The organism is Leifsonia sp. McL0607 (assembly GCF_049993355.1).
GTDB lineage: Bacteria > Actinomycetota > Actinomycetes > Actinomycetales > Microbacteriaceae > Leifsonia.
This window is the reverse complement of sequence record NZ_CP188253.1, coordinates 1,858,712-1,874,761: the sequence shown is the minus strand read 5'-3', so window position 1 is coordinate 1,874,761 and position 16,050 is coordinate 1,858,712. Positions and strand designations below refer to the sequence as shown.

Genomic DNA, 16,050 nt, shown 5'->3' with positions numbered 1-16,050 from the left:
CGGAGGTGAGATACCGGCACGGGATCGTCACCGACCACCCGATCGTCTCGCGGAAGTTGACGAACGCCAGCTCGTCGTCGCGCCGGCATTGCTCGGCCGCCGCCGCGAGCTGAGGCACCCATTCCGGCCCGTCCGACCTCCTGGTCCACTGCGGGCCGGCCTGGCCGACGCTACGTCGAAGGTCGGGGCGACGACCGGGACGCTCTCCAGGAAGGTGCCTTCGTCGATCTCACGCAGCGCCATTTCCGAGCCCCTCCCTCCCTCGAGGCGACGGAGGCGCGCCCGGAACGCGATAGTGCGTCTGACGGCCTGAGCGTGGCGTAGGGCCGACCACCGTCACCGCGCTCGGCGGGTAGACGCGGCGCCGGATCCGCCGCATCCGATCGGTCGTAGAGTCGAGGGATGACCAGCACCGCTGCCCTCCCCCGCCCCGTCGCCCTCGTCACTGGAGCCTCGCGCGGCATCGGCCGCGCCATCGCGGAGGAGCTCGGCCGCACTCACCACGTGCTGGTCGGCGGACGGGATGCCGGCGCCGTCGCCGAGGTGGTCGCCGCCCTGCCGTCCGCCGAGGCGTTCGTCGCCGACCTGACCGCGGAGGTGCTCCCGCCGCTGCCCGACCGCCTCGACACGCTGGTGCTGTCGGCCGGGGTGGAGGACGGCGGCACGGTCGCCGACACCGACGACGCCACCTGGCGCCATGTGTTCGAGGTGAACGTGTTCTCGGTGGCGGCGCTCCTGCGCCGAGCCCTCCCGGCTCTGCGGTCGGCGCACGGGCTCGTCGTCGCCATCAACAGCGGGTCGGGGCTGACCAGCGCGGCGGGCGGCGGCGTGTACTCGGGCTCGAAGTTCGCGCTGCGTGCGCTCACCGACGCACTCCGCGAGGAGGAACGACCCAACGGCGTCCGCGTCACCAGCATCCACCCGGGCCGGGTCGACACCGACATGCAGCGCGCACTGGTCGCCCGCGAGGGCCACGACTACGACACGTCGTACACGATCACCCCGGAGATGGTCGCCGCGACCGTGCGCGTCGCCGTCGACCTCCCGAGCACGGGCACCGTGGAGTCGCTCACCGTGCGGCCGATGCGGCGGCGGTGAGGAGGGCGGCCTCGCCTGGTCAACCCTGCGTGCTGGAGTCGATGCGGGTCTGAAGTCCGAGCGGCCCGGCGGCGTCGACCGCTGCCCTCTTCCCTGCGAGAAGATTGCGCGCCTGAGCGCGGATGAAGCCGGGCACGGTCGCGGCGATGGCCTCGTCGGCGGCGATCTCTTGCGTAGCGACGACGAGCCGCTCGAGCGTGTCGTGGATGATCTCACGAGCACGCCCCTCTGGTAGCAGCCATCGGGCCGCTTCGCCGGTCAGGTGTTCGACAGAGACGTTCGGCAACCATTGCTCGTCGTCGACGAACAGCGCCAGACGCTGACTGCCGCCATACGCCAGCATGAGCGGCGCCGCATCGTAGAGCGGTGCGAGTCGGGGCTCTTGGCCTTCCGGCCGGAGGATGGAGTAGTTCTTCGCATGGGCGTCGGTGTTTCCGACGGCGACGTTGAACACGACGAAGCGAAGCAGAAGCTCGCGCTGGCTCGGACCGGTGTCGAAGATACTCCGGCCCTGGTCGAGGGTGGCGGCGACCGCCGCCAGATTCGCACCGGGGTCGTCCCACTGGAACTTGGCGTTGCCGCCCCAGGGCAGGGAGAGCGCCTGGGCCATGTCCTCTTGGTGGATCCGCGACGAGGTGTCGTCCGTCGTGACGCGGTCGTATCGTTCGACGACCAGGACTGGCTGGTCTCCGATGGTCTCGACCCAGGACTGGAAGGACGACAGTCCGAGTGCCCGTGCGAGATCGAGCGTGTATTGCTCGCGTAAGGCCACGCTACGGTCGTCGGCGCCTACGGGCTTGAGGATATGCGTCGATGGCGTGTCATCGTTTCCGATGGCCCACTCTTCGCCGATGTGGGTGAGCGCGAGTTTACGCTGCACGCCGGCGACCGCCGACCCACCGCCTCCGACGACGAAGCCGTGAGCCGTGCGGACCGCGGCACGGAGCTCGTCATGGCTGAGAATTCGAGGCGGTTCCGATCGCGTGCCCCGGCGGCCGACGGTGAGCGCGCCGGCGAGGTCCGCTCCAACGCTCTGGAAGATGCCGACGAGATCGTTGCTGGCAGCACCCGATCGGCGTGCCAGCTCGTCGAGCGCTATTCCTTCGGGAAGCAGGGCACCGAAGAACGCCTCGGTGGCGTCGATGCTGGAAAGCCCGACCCGGAGGCCGTTGGAGAGCGCCGACGAGTTGACTCCCCAGGTCTCCTCGGCCTCCGAGCTCCAGCGCAAGAAGGCTCTGCCGTCGCGTCGCACGAGTTCACCCAGGTCGCGGCCGTAGAGGGTGACGGCGAGCTCACGATCAGCCATGATCTTTCGTCTCCAGGGTAATGGTGATGCCGAGCCGTCGGAGCAGATCGATGTACCGTTGGTCGATCCGTTTGGGCAATCCGTTCTCGAGTTCGGTGATGTAGCGCTGCGACGTGCCGAGAGCCGCGGCGAGTTCACGCTGCGACATCCCGTTGGTCTCGCGGATTCGTCGGACGAAATGCCCGATCGACTCCGGGCTGTCGATGAGTGCGCGCACGGCTTCCTCCTGTCGGCCGGCCCTGGCGACTACCGATCGGTAGTAAACGGCACAGCGACTACGTTTCGGTAGTCAGGGTAGCATCGACTACCCATCGGTAGTCGCGAGCGACCCTCGCCTACCCGTCGCCCGCCCAGGTAACTGCGCACTGAGCGTGCCGTCGAACAGGCCGCTCGCAATCAGCCCGTCGGACGCCGCGCGCTCACGTCTCCGCGCTCGTCGAGTTCACTGGCACGGCCGTGCTCGGCCGCCCAGGAGGCGAGGAGCCCGAGCCGCTCAGCCGAGGGCGACCCCGGCTCCGCCGTGTAGACGAGGAGGATGTGGCCGGGCTCCGCGGTCACGGCGAACTCCTCGTAGGCCAGGGTCAGCTCACCGACGACCGGATGGACGAACCGTTTCGTCCCGGCGCCGTGGGTCCGAACGTTGTGCGCTCCCCACAGCCGCCGGAAGGTGTCGCTCTGCGTCGAGAGCTCGCCCACCAGGTCCTGCAGCGCCCGGTTGTGCGGGTCGCGGCCGGCCTCCGCACGCATGACCGCGACGCACATGTCGGCGAACAGGTCCCAGTCCGGATAGAAGTCGCGCGACACCGGGTCGAGGAACTGGAACCGCGCGAAGTTCGGCGTGCGTCCGCCGTCGCCGATCATCGGCGAATAGAAGGCGCGGCCCAGAGCGTTGAACGCGATGACGTCCGACTGGGCGTTGCGCACCACGGCGACGCCCTCGGTGAAGGCCTCCAGCGCCCAGTGCAGGCTCGGCCGCGTGGCGGGGTCGCGGGTCGTGCGGCGCCGCGGTCGGCCGGAGGCGGGGATCCCGTCGGAGGCGCGGGCGAGGTCGAACAGGTGCGCGCGCTCGGTGTCGTCCAGCTGCAGCGCCCGCGCGACGGAATCGAGGACCGCAGCGGAGACTCCCGAGATCGCGCCGCGCTCCAGCTTCGAGTAGTACTCGACGCTCACGTCGGCGAGCATGGCGACCTCCGACCGTCGCAGCCCGGCGACACGGCGACCGGCCCCGGAGGTCAGGCCGGCCTGCTCGGGCGTGAGCCGGGCACGGCGCGACATGAGGAACTCGCGGACCTCTGCACGGTTGTCCATGCGACGAGCGTAGGTCGTGTCGCCGGCCTGTGGGGTGCCCTGTCAGTACACGTCTCGTCACGGACTCCCTCGATTATGCGTAAGCGCGGTGTGATGGATGCCGTGACAGCCACCCGCCCCATCGCCTCCCCCGACGCAGCGCTCCCTATCCGCGCCGGCCGCCTACTGGCGACTCTGCTGCTCGTGCTGACGGTCTTCGGCCCGATATCGATGGACCTGTACCTTCCCGCGCTGCCGTCGCTCACGACCGAGCTCGGCGCGACCACGTCGATGGCGCAGCTGACGGTGACGGCCTGCCTGCTCGGCCTCGCCGCCGGTCAGCTGATCGCCGGGCCGCTCTCCGACCGGTTCGGCCGCCGCAGACCCGCGCTGATCGGGGTGACGGCGTACGTCGCCGTCTCCGCGCTGTGCGCGATCAGCCCGACAGTGGAGGCGCTGATCGGCGCCCGCTTCGCTCAAGGACTCGCCGGCGGGGTGGGAATCGTCATCGCGCAAGCCGCGGGCCGCGACCTCTACGAGGGCGGCCGCCTCATCCGCTTCTACGGCCGGCTGACGGTCACGGGCGGGTTCGCCGCGATCGTCGGGCCGCTCGTCGGGGGCGCGCTCACCGCCGTCCTCGACTGGCGAGGACTGTTCGTCGTCCTCGCCATGATCGGTGCCGGCATCCTGCTCTGGCTCGCACTCGGGTTCCCGGAGACGCTGTCGGTGGAGGCCCGCACCGGCGCGGGCTTCGCGGTGATCGCCGGCGACCTCCGGCTGCTGTTCTCCGACCGGCGCTTCGTGGGCGCGGTGCTCGCCCAGGGCTTCGTCTACGCCGCCCTGTTCGCCTATCTCAGCGGAGCCACTTAGAGCTTCCGCCGATAGGTCAGGGTTGTCGGGCGCTCCTGCCGTGCCAGCGGTGGCGTTTCCATCCTTCGCGAAGTAGTCGGCGGACGATGATGATGGCGTTGGCGAGGGCGATGAACGCGTCGATCACGCGGACGCGGCGTTCGGTGCAGATGTGGAGCTTCTTGAAGCCGCGGTTGTGCCAGGAGTTCGTGCGTTCCACGACCCAGCGGGCGCCGGCCTGGAGCGGGGTGCCCTTCTTGCTGATGACCCAGTCGCAGCCGAGGCTGCTTAGCAGGTTGCGGGTCTTGCCCGAGTCGTAGCCGGCGTCCAGGTGCACGGTGATCTGCTCGGGCAGGTCGAACCCGAACCGGGCCAGCTTCTCCAGGGTCGGGGCGAGCAGGGGCGAGTCGTGCCGGTTCGCTGGCGCTGCGACGACGCCGAGCGGGATCCCGCCGCCATCGACCAGGACCGAGCGTTTCGTGCCCTGCTTTCCCCGGTCTACCGGGGATCTGCCCGCGGCCTCACCTCCGCAGGGTGCTTTCACGATGCACCCGTCCACGGACAGGTTCGCCAGATCCAGGCCGATCATCTTCTCGTACCCGTTTAGGCAGAGCCGTTCCAGTTCGGTGAAGAGTCCCGCGGTGATCCATTCGTCGCGGCGGCGGCGGATCGTGGTGGCCGAGCAGGTGTGGTCGGCGATTTTCTCGTACGCGGCACCGAGGACGAGTACCTGGATCAGCTTGTCGAACACGATCCGGTCCGGGATCCTCGGCCGGTGGCCACCCCACGGGTGCTCGTCCACGACGGGTGGGATCAACGCTTCGAACTGCGCCCAAATGGGCTCGATGATGGAAGATGGAACAGCAGGCACGAGCACTCCTGGGCAACGACGGAATCTTGGTCGAAACCGTGTTTAACAGGGCTCGTGCCTGCCCGACGCCAACGCCACACCCCTACCTATCGGCGCGACCTCTTACGTGCTCCAGGGGATCTATGGGCTGTCTCCTCAGCAGTACGCCCTCGCGTTCGGGCTCAACTCGGCCGGATTCATGGTGTTCGGCTACCTGTCCGGGCGCAGCAGCGAGCGCTGGAGCGTGAAGGGCACGCTGGCCGTCGGTCTCGTACTGGCCGGGCTCGGCGGCGTCGGCCTCCTGATCGCCGGACTGACGCACGTGCCGCTCGTGGTGGTGATCGTGTCTCTCTTCCTGCTGGCAGGCGGCACCGCGGTCACGAGCCCGCCGTCGACGACGATCGCGCTGGCGGACTATCCGCAGATCGCCGGGACCGCGTCCTCCGTGCTCGGCGCCGCACGGTTCGCGTTCGGAGGCGTCGCCGCACCACTCGTCGGAATCGCCGGCGCCCTGAACATCCTCCCCCTCGGGCTCGTCACCACGATCGCCGTCGCGCTGGCCGCGGTGACGGTCTGCGCCCTCCTCGGTCGTCCGGCCGAGATCGCCACCCCCATCCCCGCAACGGAAGGAACACGCACATGCGTGGAGTAGTCATGTACGCCCCTCGGGATGTCCGCGTCGAAGAGCGCGACGACCCGACCATCGAGCAGCCCACCGACGCGATCATCCGCGTCGCCGCCGCCTGCATCTGCGGCTCCGACCTGTGGCCGTACCGCGGCGCGGACGCGGTCACCCGGCCGACCCCGATGGGTCACGAGTACGTCGGCGTCGTCGAGCAAGTCGGCCACGAGGTGACCAACGTGAAGGTCGGCGACTTCGTCGTCGGCTCGTTCTTCGCCTCCGACAACACGTGCGAGGTCTGCCGTGCCGGCTATCAGTCGCACTGCATCCACCGGGTGCCCCTGGGCGCCCTCGGGACGCAGGCCGAGCGCCTGCGCGTCCCGCTCGCCGACGGCACGCTCGTCGCAACCCCGACCGCCCCGACCCCGAAGCAGGTCCGCGGCCTGCTGGCCGCCTCCGACGTGCTCGGCACCGGCTGGTTCGCGGCCGTCGCTGCGGAGGTCGGCCCCGGCAAGACCGTCGCGGTGGTCGGTGACGGCGCTGTCGGCCTCTTCGGTGTCCTCGCCGCGAAGCACCTCGGCGCCGAGCGGATCATCGCCATGAGCCGCCACGCCGACCGGCAGGCGCTCGCCCGCCGCTTCGGCGCGACCGACGTCGTCGAGGAGCGCGGGGACGCGGGCGTCGCCGCGATCAAGGAGCTCACCGACGGACTCGGCGCGCACTCGGTCATCGAGGCGGTCGGCACGCAGGAGTCGATGATGCAGGCGATCCGGGCGACCCGGGCGGGAGGCCACGTCGGCTACGTCGGCGTCTCGCACGGCGTCGAGCTGCCCGGCGAGGAGCTGTTCTTCTCGGGCGTGCACCTGCACGGCGGACCGGCTCCCGTCCGCCGCTTCCTTCCCGAGCTGATCGAGCTGATCATGAACGATGAGATCGACCCGGGCGCGGTGTTCGACCTCACCCTCCCCCTGTCGGAGGCGGCGGAGGGATACAAGGCTATGGACGAGCGCCGCGCCATCAAGGTCCTGCTGGAGACGGAGAACGCATGAACATCGAACCCACCACCCCCACTGTCAAGAACCCGCCGGAGCAGTTCGTCGGCGACGTCTGGGTCGACCGCATCGCGGCACCCCACGAGGCCGATCAGCGGATGACAGCCGCCCTCGTGCGCTTCGCCCCCGGCGCGCGCACCGCCTGGCACAGCCACGCGCGCGGGCAGTACCTCCGGGTCACCGCCGGCGTCGCCCGCTTCGGCGACCGCGACGGCAACGTCATCGAGGTGCACCCGGGCGAGACGCTGTACACGCCTCCTGGCCAGGACCACTGGCACGCCGCGGCGCCCGGCTGGTTCATGGAGCACATCGCGCTCCTGGAGGGCGCGGACGACCCGGCGGAGACCACGATCTGGAAAGAGCACATCACCGACGACGAGTACGAAGGGCGACGCGCATGAGCGACGCGCAGGAGACCGGGACTGGTTCTGAGACGGGCATTGGCTGGACCGGCGGCCAGCGCGCCTTCGGCGACTTCGCCCCCGGCCTGGTCCACTACACCGATCGCGTGCTGTTCGACGAGGTCTGGGAACGGCCGGAGCTCGCCAAGCGCGACCGCAGCCTGATCACGGTCGCCGCCCTCCTCGCGGGCGGCAACGTCGAACAACTTCGCTTCCACCTCGCCTTCGCGCGCGACAACGGCGCGACCGAGCGGGAGCTGATCGAGGCGATCACGCATCTCGCGTTCTACGCGGGCTGGCCGAAGGCCATGTCGGCGATGGCGATCGCGAAGGAGGTGTTCGGAGGGTGAGACGCCCCGCACTTCGCCGCGAATGTCGCGTCTCGCTACGCCAGAAGCGATATTCGCGGCGAATGTGCGCGGGCTCCGGCGTCCCTGCGCGCCATCCCCCGCTACCGCGCCGCGTTCACGGCGGTAGGGTGTCGCGGCGCTCCGACGGTCAGGCCCGCGCCGCTTGCCACTCCCCCGCCAGCAGAGACCACACCTGCTTGTCGTGGAACACGCCGCCGACCGGCCAGGCCTCCCGGAGCACGCCGTCGAGCGACATCCCCAGGCGCCGGGCGACGGCGGAGCTGCGCTCGTTGTCGCTGCGGCACCTCCACTCGGCGCGGTGCATGCCGCGCTCGTCGAACGCGTAGGCGAGCAGCTCGCGCACGGCGCTCGTGATGTGGCCGTGGCCCTCGGCACCGGGCTCGAGCCAGCAGCCGACCTCGAACGAGCCGGTCGCCGGCGAGAAGTCGACGAACATGACGCCGCCGACGAGGACGCCCTCCGCCCAGATCCCGTAGATGCCCGCACCCTCCCGCGCCGCCCGCTCGGCATAGCGGCCGAGCGTCGCACGCGCGCCGTCGACATCGGTGGTGACGAAGGACGGCCCGACCCACGGCCGGATGTGCTCCCTGGCCCGGTCGAGATGCGCTGCGAACTCCTCCGCCCGCCACGGCTCCAGGGGCTGGAAGATCGCGCGTGAGAGGAGGGTCTTCGAGAACATGAGGACAGTCTATTTTCGGGCGCCGACGGGCAACCCCGAAACCACTCCGATTCCGAGGTCGGCTGATGTCGAGTCCCGCGGGCTCAGGTCGGCCAGGAGAGACCGATCATGGCTGTCAGCGGAGGGCGGTCAGGCCTCCCTGGCAGAGATATCGTCTTCGGACAAGGGCCTGGTTCGCTCCGGGTCGAGAAGGTCCTGACCGATAATGTTCCACGCTCGGGATCGGTTCTGAAGCACCAGTGTGAGAACGGTAGCTGCCAACAGCGGCACGGCGAAGACGATGCCGACTGTGACCAGGCCCGCACCTGTCGCGATGAGGGCACCGCCGATGATCGGTGAGGCGACTCCGACGACGCGGCCGATGGAGAGTATGAGTCCGAACGCCAATGCTCGGGTTTCCACAGGAAACATTGCCGGAACCATTGCGTAGTAACCGGCCACGCCCGCGGAGATGAACAACGAGGCCACGGCGGCGATCGCCACCGTCACTCCTGGGGTCCCGGTGGTGACACCCATCACCAGCATCGCGATCCCGCCAAGCCCGAGGGCGATCGCCGCGAGCGTTCCAATGGGTACCCATCGCGAGAGGCCGGCGAAGGACAGGCTCCCGACGACTCCGCCGAGGCTGACCGCGAGACCGGCGGACACGGAAAGTTCCGGCGCCCCTACGTTTGCGAGGAGTTGCGGCGTCCACAAGATGAGGAACGGGTACGACACCAGGGTCAGTGCAAAACCAGCGCCTGCGATCAATGCCAGACCGCGGGCCCGGCCGACGAGCTTCGAGCGTTCGGCGGGCACAGCTGCACCTGGTGCCGGGGTCGCCCCGAAGGTCTCGCTGCGCCCCATGCGCCTCAAGATCCGCGCGACGCGCTCCTGATTCCTGGGGGTGTTCTTCTCGACGAGGAACTCCAGGGATTCGGGGATTGCCACCAGGGCGATGACCGCGATGATGAATGTGACGATCCCGCAGAGCAGAAACGCCGCTCGCCAACCCTGGGCCGCCAAGATCGGGGCGGTGATGACGCCGCCGATCACAGCGCCGATGGTGATGCTCGAGAACATGAGGCCCATGATCAGGCCATAGCGGCGGCGGTTGGAGTACTCGTTGAGGATGGTTCCGACCGATGGGATAAGCCCGCCGGCGCCGAAGCCGGTCACGAGTCGGGCGGCTATCAGCGTGGTCGGACCTGGTGCTGCCGCAGAGAGCAGCATTCCTCCCGACACGACGACGAGGCCGACGATGATCATCGGTCGGCGTCCGGCTCGGTCGGCGATCCAGCCGCTGATGACCCCACCCAAAACTTGCCCGGCACCTGCCGCCGCCAGCACGAGTCCGAGAATAGACGGATTGAGGTTGAACTCCTTGGAGATTTGCGGCGCAGCGAACGAGACGACGATCACGTCATAGCCGTCCACGAACATTGCGGTCAAGCTCGCGACGATGATGAGGATCTGGTAGCCGCTCAGGCGAGAGTTCTTGATCGCCTGACGCACATCGAGCGAAGCTTCGAGCATTGCTGTCCTCCTGTCCACGGGTTATCCGTCGACCGGATTCTTTATGAGCTTCGGGATGCGTGAGGTGGGGCGCGGCACGGCGCCTGAGCGAACTCTCATCAGAGAGAGGCGGTGCCGTAAATCGGGATCTGCACCTTGTGGGTTCAGAATCCCCATCCTCGATGGCCTAGCGCAGATACAGAAGCGAGTCGAAGACCCGATCACGGTACGGGCGAAGTCTACGCTTTCGAAGAAGGAATCGGCCAGCCATTTTTTCCCTATCGGGGGACTTGTCTGGCGGGTGCTCTTTCCCGGCGGCTTCGGTCTGGTCTCCCCGCTGCTGATGGAGATCATCGCCACCGCGATCCTCGTCTACGTCATTCTCGGCGGCGCCAGCAGCCGTCAACCCGGCCCGCTCGCGAGGAGGACGCCCTCCCCGAGGTACCCACCACTTTCGGGCGGCTGTTGGGCTGTCCGACCTCAGCGCAGTGTTCGGAGGTCGAACGCCCACGCGTTCACCGTGATCGGCACCCCTGCGGGTACTCGACGTCCTCCACTCCGGTGTTCACGAATCCCGCGGAGCGCGCGAGCGCGTTCGACCCCGGCTTTGTCGACGCGCGGGAACGGTGCCCTCGGCCTGGCCGCACAGGAACCGCTCATGGCGCCGCCGCACCGTGTCCTCCCCGAGCGGGCCGCCCAGGAACACCGTCATGTCCGGAGCGTCGTTGCGCAGTTCACCGCCAGATCGTCGTCGGTCCACGTCCGGAGTCGTACGTCGTCGTCGCCCATGCGGCGACACTACGCGCACCGACCGACGAAAAGCGTTCCCTCCGAGACGCCGGTGATCGGGCCTTACAGTTTGCCTCCCTTGGTCTTCGTCGGCGTCGCCCTCGGGCTGGTGATCACGCCCGTCTACACAACGGCGCTGGCTGGCGTGCCCGAGCGCCGGCAGTCGCAAGCGAACGCGATCCTCCGCATCACGCAGCAGCTGCGGAGAACTCCACCTACACGGATGCTGCGGTGCCGATGATCGACGCGTCCTCCCCCAGGCTCGCACGGAGAACCGTCACGCGCGGGTCCGTCAGCGCGCCCAGGAGCGGGCCCTCGATGAGGTCCCAAGAGCCCGCGATCGAACCGCCCACGACGACCGCCTCGGCCTCGAAGCGCTCGATCCACGGCGCGAGCGCGCGACCGAGCACGGTCATCGTCCGACCGAAGACCTCCGACGCGCCCCTATCCCCTGCTCGCGCTCGATCTGCGATCTCGTGGATGTCGATCAGCTCGCCCGAGTCGCGACGATAGGCGGCCCGCATCGCGCGTCGCGAGACGACCTCCTCGAGCGGAGCGCCGTCGTACTCCACCAGATGCATCCACCCGCGCGGCGGCACGAAGTCGCCCGACTCGACCGGGATCCCGTCCGCGACGAAGGCCGACCCGATTCCGGTGCCGATCGTGATGCCCACGACCCGTCGGCGACCCTGTCCGGCACCGACGGCGCATTCGCCGAGCGCGAAGGCTGTGGCGTCGTTGACGAACACGACTCCGCTCATCACGCCTACCAGGTCCGCCCGCAGCGCCGCTCCCACGTCGACGCCGTCGAGGCTCTCGAACTTCGCGACTCCGTCGAAGCGGCCGACTCCGGTGGCGTAGTCGAAGGGGCCGGGGATGGCGACGCCCCACGTCACGGGCCCCGCGACGCCGAGGCGCGCGCCTGCCGCCGCGATGCCAGCGAGGATCGACGCAGCGTCCCCGGCCGAATCGAGGTGGGCACGGTGTCGTTCGATCACGCGCGCACGTTCGCCGTCTCCCCTCGAGACGAGAGCAGCGGTGACGTGCGTCCCGCCGACCTCCAGAACAGGCGTCGGCCGGGCGGCGTCGGTCACGAGGCGCCGCCGGTCTGGGTGCCGCGGACGGAGGCTGTGACGGTTCCGAGCCGGCGGCCGACGCCTTCACCGTGCGGACGGATCGTGTAGGGGCCGACCACGGCGGGCACGATGAAGGTCTCGGCGTAGTGGACCACGAACGGGTCGAACGCGCCGGACGGGCTCTCGACGATCGCCTCCGGACCCTCCACCAGATTCAGCACGTTCACAGTGCCGCGGGTGTCGTGCGGCACGGGCGCGGTGAACCAATGGCGGCGCACCTCGATGAACTCGAGCTCGTGCAGCCCCGTGCTCTCCTCGACCCAGCCGTCGCCCGATGCGACCTCGGTCACCCTGTCGACCAGGTTCGCCCGGGTCCACTCGCTGTCCCGATCCCACTGGATGTTCTTGGCGGCGTGCTCAAGGTGGATCGGGCGCGGCTTGCCGTCGAGGCCGACCCGATCCCAGTCCCACATCTTGAAGGTGAAGATGAATGGAGTCGCCGAGATCTCGAGCACCATCGAATCCGCTCCGCTGCAGTGGACGGTGCCGGCCGGGATGAGGAAGTGGTCGTGCTTCTTCGCGGGATAGGTGTTCACGTACTCCGTCGCCGAAAAGGCGATCTCGCCGGCAGACGCGCGCTTCAAGTCGTTCAGCATCCGCCGGCGGTCCACCCCCGTCTTGAGTCCCAGGTAGACTACGGCGTTCTCGGCGGCGTCGAGCAGGTAGTAGCTCTCGTCCTGCGTGTAGTGCATCCCGAACGTGTTCTGGATGTAGTCGGTGAGCGGGTGCACCTGGAGGGAGAGGTTACCGCCCTCCATCGTGTCCAGGAAGTCGAAGCGGATCGGGAACTCAGCCCCGAACCGGGCGAAGTTCAGCGAGCCGAGCAGCTCTTCAGGGTAGGCGAAGACCAGGTCGATCGCGGGCAGCTCGACGACGTGGTCGCCGACGGCCAACAGCAGGCTGTTCTCCTCCGGCACGCAGTCGAAACACCACGCGTAGTTGGCGGCGTCGTCGTCGAGGCCGCAGACCTCCTTCATCCACTGGCCACCCCACACGCCGGGGTCGAAGAACGGCACCACGCGGAACGGCTGGGCCGCCGTCTTCCGCAGGCCCTCCCAGAACGTGGTACCGGTGATCAGCTTCGCGCCGGCGACCGAGCCATTGCTGTCGAGGAGGTAGTCGATGCGGTCGAGGAAGCGGCGCTTGTGGCGGTCGGCGACGCGCCACTCGACGAAGAAGCCGCGCTTGTACTTGCGGAGGGTGTCCTCCTCCCCGTTCGCCGACCGCCAGTTCGGGGCTCCCGCGCGCTGTCGCCGCTGGATCTCCCATCGGGCCAGGTCGGCGAGCACGAGGACATCGGCCTCCGGCGCGGCGAGCTGCGCTCCCCAGCCGGCGACGAGGACCGGCGCGTTCCGGTCCGCGATCCGGCCGCGGAGGGCGTCGAGCCGAGCGCGGTCGTAGAAGGCGTCGAGGTCGAGGTGGCTGAGCACGCCGAAGACGCGGTCGTCCGTGAGCGAGTCGGCGATCATCGTGTCGATCTCGGCGATCGGGTGCGCCGCCTCCTCCTCGGCATCGATGATCCGGAAGCCCTCGAACGCGGGGCCGAGCTCTGCGAGCAGCGCCGGAAGGTCCACGCCCGGGTATGTGTCGATCGCGACCACGGGGGTGTCGGAGGCGGCGTATGCGGCGCGACGGAGCTCTTCCCACGCGGCGGAGCCCGCCCACGCGCTGTGCGTCTCGTCCAGCCTCGTGGCGGGGTTCCTGTCGTATCGGCTCGGAGAGTTCAGAGGGGTCTCGATGGCCACTTCTGCGGTTCCTTTGTGGATTGTGATCGTTACCAAAAGCCCACTCCGCCTACCCACGCCCTGCTTCCGCGTCGTGCAGACCGGCGGAGGTCCGGTGATACGACTGGGTGATGTGGTCCAGCATGGCTTTCTCTGCGCGGGCCGGATCGGCCGTGCGAAGGCCGAGCTCCGTCTCGGCTCTCATGGCAGCGGTCCGTCCGCTTCCAGTTCGGCCCACAGCTCGTCGGGCGCCGCGGGTGCGGCCAGAGCGGCGTTGCGGACGATCTGATCCGGGGTGTCGGCGCCGAGCACGACGGTGGAGACCGCGGGATGCCGCAGCGGGAACTGCACCGCCAGCTGGGGCAGAGTGACCCCGAACGAGGCCGCGACGTCCGCGATCCTGCCCGCCCGCTCGATCAGCGCGGCGGGGGCCGCTCCGTAGTCGAACGTCGCCCCGGCGGTCGGGCGGTCGGTGGCGAGGATGCCTGAGTTGAACACGGCGGCGACCACCACCTCCACCCCGCGCTCCTGGGCGGCGGGCAGCAGATCGGAGGCGGCCGTGCCGTCCACCAGCGTGTACCTGCCCGCGCACATCACGATGTCGAGGTCGGTCTCCTGGACGAACCGGGTCAGCATCGCCGACTGGTTCATCCCGGCGCCATACGACCGGATCACGCCCTGCGAGCGCAGCTCCTCCAGCGCGGGGAACGCGCCGTCCAGCGCCTCCCGCTCGTGCTCGTCGGGGTCGTGGACGAACAGGATGTCGATCCGGTCCAGTCCGAGCCGGGTCAGGGAGTCCTCCACCGACCGCAGCACCCCGTCGCGCGAGAAGTCGAACCGGCGGCGCAGCACCGACGGGACGTCGAACAGGTTGGCGAGGTCGGTGTCGCCCGGCCGGTAGCCCGGGTTCGGCTCCAGGAGGCGGCCGACCTTGCTCGACACCACGTACTCGTCGCGCGGGAGGCCGCGCAGACCTTCGCCGAGGCGCGTCTCAGCGAGGCCGAGCCCGTAGTGCGGCGCGACATCGAAGTACCGGATGCCGGCCTCCCACGCGGCGGGGACGATCGCGGGCCAGACGTCGTCGGGCCGCACGGCGTAGAGGTTGCCGAGCGCCGCTCCGCCGTAGCCGATCGGACCGCGCTCCGCACCAGTCAACGGTTCGCCTCGACTTCTCTAGAGGACTTGAGGAGTCGCTCGGTCCGCGGCGCGAGCATCCGGTCGAGGACGAGGCACGCCGCTCCGATGGCGGCGGCGTCATCACCGATCGTGGAGGTCTCGACCGAGACGCTCGACGACAGCCCTTTGGTCAGGAGCGCGGATCTCAGCGCCGGGAGGAGAGTCTCTCCGAGCACCGTCCAGGCCGGACCGCCGAGCCGCACAGCGGACACCGAGACGAGGGCGTCCGTGGAGACGACGGCGCTGGCGATCGCGTTCGCCGCTCGGCGGAGGATCACCGCCGCCCCCTCATCGCCCGCACGCGCCGCCCGTGCGAGCGGCCGCAACTCGTGTTCGAAACCCGACGGGCCGGTGGGCACGGGGCCGGTGAGCACTCCGCTCCGGTGAGCCTGACGGCTGAGCTCCCCCGGAGTCACGATGTGACCGAGGAGGTCCGCCGTCCGCTCGCCATCGGGGGGCTGGAGCTCGACGAGCAGTGTTCCGCCGTTTCCCGCATTGCCGTCGGGTCCTCGTCGAGGAACCCCGTCCAGCGCCAGGCCGATGCCGACACCGGTTCCGAGGTACACGAACGCGAAATCCGGCGGCGGGTCCGCCACCCAGAGCTCAGCGATAACCGACGCGCTCACGTCCTTCTCCAGGATCGCATCGAAGCCGGTCGCTTCGGAGATCGAGTCCCGGAGCGTGACGGTCCGCCACCCTTCGAGATGCGGTGGGTCGACGACCATGCCGCGCTCCTGGTCGATGGGGCCAGGAGCAGCGATGCCCACACCGAGCACCCGCTCCCGCGCGAACGGCGCCCGGTCGAGGAGGACCGCGATCGAACCGACGATCTCGTCGACGACGCCTTCCGGCGACGGTATCCCAGTGGTCTCCACGGTGATCTCGTCGACGACGTCGCCCCGGAGGTCCGCCACCACGACGGTCACTGCGGCCGGGTCGAGCTGGACCCCGATGGCGAACCGGGCGCCCGCGTTCAGATCCAGGAGCACGCTGGGCTTGCCCCGGGACTTGCTCTGCTTCCCCACTTCGCGCAGATAGCCATCGCTCAACAGCCTTTGGACGGCATTGAGGACGGTCTGGTAGGCGAGCCCGGTTCGGGCAGCGAGGTCCGGACGGGTCAGCCCGCCGTCGGATCGACGGATCGCATCCAGCACGACCGACTGGTTGTACTCACCGAGCGCAGGGAGATTGGCACCTGTTGTGACCATGGTGTGAC

16 protein-coding genes are annotated in these 16,050 nt (G+C 69.2%); 6 read left to right on the top strand and 10 right to left on the bottom strand.

The window, feature by feature from the left end; translation table 11 throughout:
- The first annotated feature begins 402 nt into the window (after positions 1-402).
- Positions 403-1,098: an SDR family oxidoreductase gene (locus tag ACPPVW_RS09035; RefSeq protein ID WP_426626150.1), complete on the top strand. Its 696-nt coding sequence runs from the start codon at positions 403-405 to the stop codon at positions 1,096-1,098.
- Positions 1,099-1,117: 19 nt separating this feature from the next.
- Here the strand turns inward: ACPPVW_RS09035 and ACPPVW_RS09030 are convergent, their stop codons facing one another.
- From ACPPVW_RS09030 to ACPPVW_RS09020, 3 genes are all read right to left on the bottom strand, one after another.
- Positions 1,118-2,404, bottom strand: coding sequence for a type II toxin-antitoxin system HipA family toxin (locus ACPPVW_RS09030; RefSeq protein WP_426626149.1), 1,287 nt, complete (start codon positions 2,402-2,404; stop codon positions 1,118-1,120).
- Positions 2,397-2,621 carry a helix-turn-helix domain-containing protein gene (locus ACPPVW_RS09025; protein ID WP_426626148.1) on the bottom strand — a complete coding sequence of 75 codons (225 nt, stop codon included), beginning with the start codon at positions 2,619-2,621 and terminating at the stop codon, positions 2,397-2,399. Before ACPPVW_RS09025 ends, ACPPVW_RS09030 begins: the two co-directional genes overlap by 8 nt.
- Positions 2,622-2,800: 179 nt before the next feature.
- The gene (locus ACPPVW_RS09020) at positions 2,801-3,712 is read right to left on the bottom strand and encodes a helix-turn-helix transcriptional regulator (RefSeq protein WP_426626147.1); all 912 of its coding nucleotides are present in this window, start codon (positions 3,710-3,712) and stop codon (positions 2,801-2,803) included.
- Between the two features lie 102 nt (positions 3,713-3,814).
- Here ACPPVW_RS09020 and ACPPVW_RS09015 point away from each other — a divergent pair, with 102 nt between their 5' ends.
- Positions 3,815-4,561, top strand: a complete 747-nt coding sequence (locus tag ACPPVW_RS09015) for an MFS transporter (RefSeq protein WP_426626146.1) — start codon at positions 3,815-3,817, stop codon at positions 4,559-4,561.
- A 16-nt stretch (positions 4,562-4,577) separates the two neighbouring features.
- On the opposite strand, the gene ACPPVW_RS09010 is transcribed toward ACPPVW_RS09015, so the two are convergent.
- Positions 4,578-5,411, bottom strand: a complete 834-nt coding sequence (locus ACPPVW_RS09010; RefSeq protein ID WP_426623971.1) for an IS5 family transposase — start codon at positions 5,409-5,411, stop codon at positions 4,578-4,580.
- Positions 5,412-5,517: 106 nt separating this feature from the next.
- Between ACPPVW_RS09010 and ACPPVW_RS09005 the strand changes: the two genes are divergently transcribed.
- Genes ACPPVW_RS09005 through ACPPVW_RS08990 form a run of 4 tightly spaced genes read left to right on the top strand, consistent with a single transcriptional unit; the run spans position 5,518 to position 7,815 of the window.
- Positions 5,518-6,042: an MFS transporter gene (locus ACPPVW_RS09005; RefSeq protein ID WP_426626145.1), complete on the top strand. Its 525-nt coding sequence runs from the start codon at positions 5,518-5,520 to the stop codon at positions 6,040-6,042.
- Positions 6,030-7,061, top strand: a complete 1,032-nt coding sequence (locus ACPPVW_RS09000) for a zinc-dependent alcohol dehydrogenase family protein (protein WP_426626144.1) — start codon at positions 6,030-6,032, stop codon at positions 7,059-7,061. Before ACPPVW_RS09005 ends, ACPPVW_RS09000 begins: the two co-directional genes overlap by 13 nt.
- The gene (locus ACPPVW_RS08995; RefSeq protein ID WP_426626143.1) at positions 7,058-7,465 is read left to right on the top strand and encodes a (R)-mandelonitrile lyase; all 408 of its coding nucleotides are present in this window, start codon (positions 7,058-7,060) and stop codon (positions 7,463-7,465) included. Before ACPPVW_RS09000 ends, ACPPVW_RS08995 begins: the two co-directional genes overlap by 4 nt.
- Positions 7,462-7,815, top strand: coding sequence for a carboxymuconolactone decarboxylase family protein (locus tag ACPPVW_RS08990; RefSeq protein ID WP_426626142.1), 354 nt, complete (start codon positions 7,462-7,464; stop codon positions 7,813-7,815). The genes ACPPVW_RS08995 and ACPPVW_RS08990 overlap by 4 nt, the downstream gene beginning before the upstream one ends.
- A 148-nt stretch (positions 7,816-7,963) precedes the next feature.
- Here ACPPVW_RS08990 and ACPPVW_RS08985 read toward each other — a convergent pair whose 3' ends face one another.
- The 6 genes from ACPPVW_RS08985 to ACPPVW_RS08960 all read right to left on the bottom strand — a co-directional run bounded on the left by ACPPVW_RS08985 (position 7,964) and on the right by ACPPVW_RS08960 (position 16,042).
- Positions 7,964-8,515 carry a GNAT family N-acetyltransferase gene (locus ACPPVW_RS08985; RefSeq protein WP_426626141.1) on the bottom strand — a complete coding sequence of 184 codons (552 nt, stop codon included), beginning with the start codon at positions 8,513-8,515 and terminating at the stop codon, positions 7,964-7,966.
- A gap of 129 nt (positions 8,516-8,644) precedes the next feature.
- The gene (locus ACPPVW_RS08980; RefSeq protein ID WP_426626140.1) at positions 8,645-10,030 is read right to left on the bottom strand and encodes an MFS transporter; all 1,386 of its coding nucleotides are present in this window, start codon (positions 10,028-10,030) and stop codon (positions 8,645-8,647) included.
- Positions 10,031-11,013: 983 nt separating this feature from the next.
- Positions 11,014-11,892, bottom strand: a complete 879-nt coding sequence (locus ACPPVW_RS08975) for an ROK family protein (RefSeq protein WP_426626139.1) — start codon at positions 11,890-11,892, stop codon at positions 11,014-11,016.
- Positions 11,889-13,679: a class I mannose-6-phosphate isomerase gene (locus ACPPVW_RS08970; protein WP_426626138.1), complete on the bottom strand. Its 1,791-nt coding sequence runs from the start codon at positions 13,677-13,679 to the stop codon at positions 11,889-11,891. Before ACPPVW_RS08970 ends, ACPPVW_RS08975 begins: the two co-directional genes overlap by 4 nt.
- Before the next feature lie 180 nt (positions 13,680-13,859).
- Positions 13,860-14,813: an aldo/keto reductase gene (locus ACPPVW_RS08965; RefSeq protein WP_426626137.1), complete on the bottom strand. Its 954-nt coding sequence runs from the start codon at positions 14,811-14,813 to the stop codon at positions 13,860-13,862.
- Positions 14,810-16,042, bottom strand: a complete 1,233-nt coding sequence (locus tag ACPPVW_RS08960; protein WP_426626136.1) for an ROK family transcriptional regulator — start codon at positions 16,040-16,042, stop codon at positions 14,810-14,812. Before ACPPVW_RS08960 ends, ACPPVW_RS08965 begins: the two co-directional genes overlap by 4 nt.
- Between the last annotated feature and the right edge of the window lie 8 nt (positions 16,043-16,050).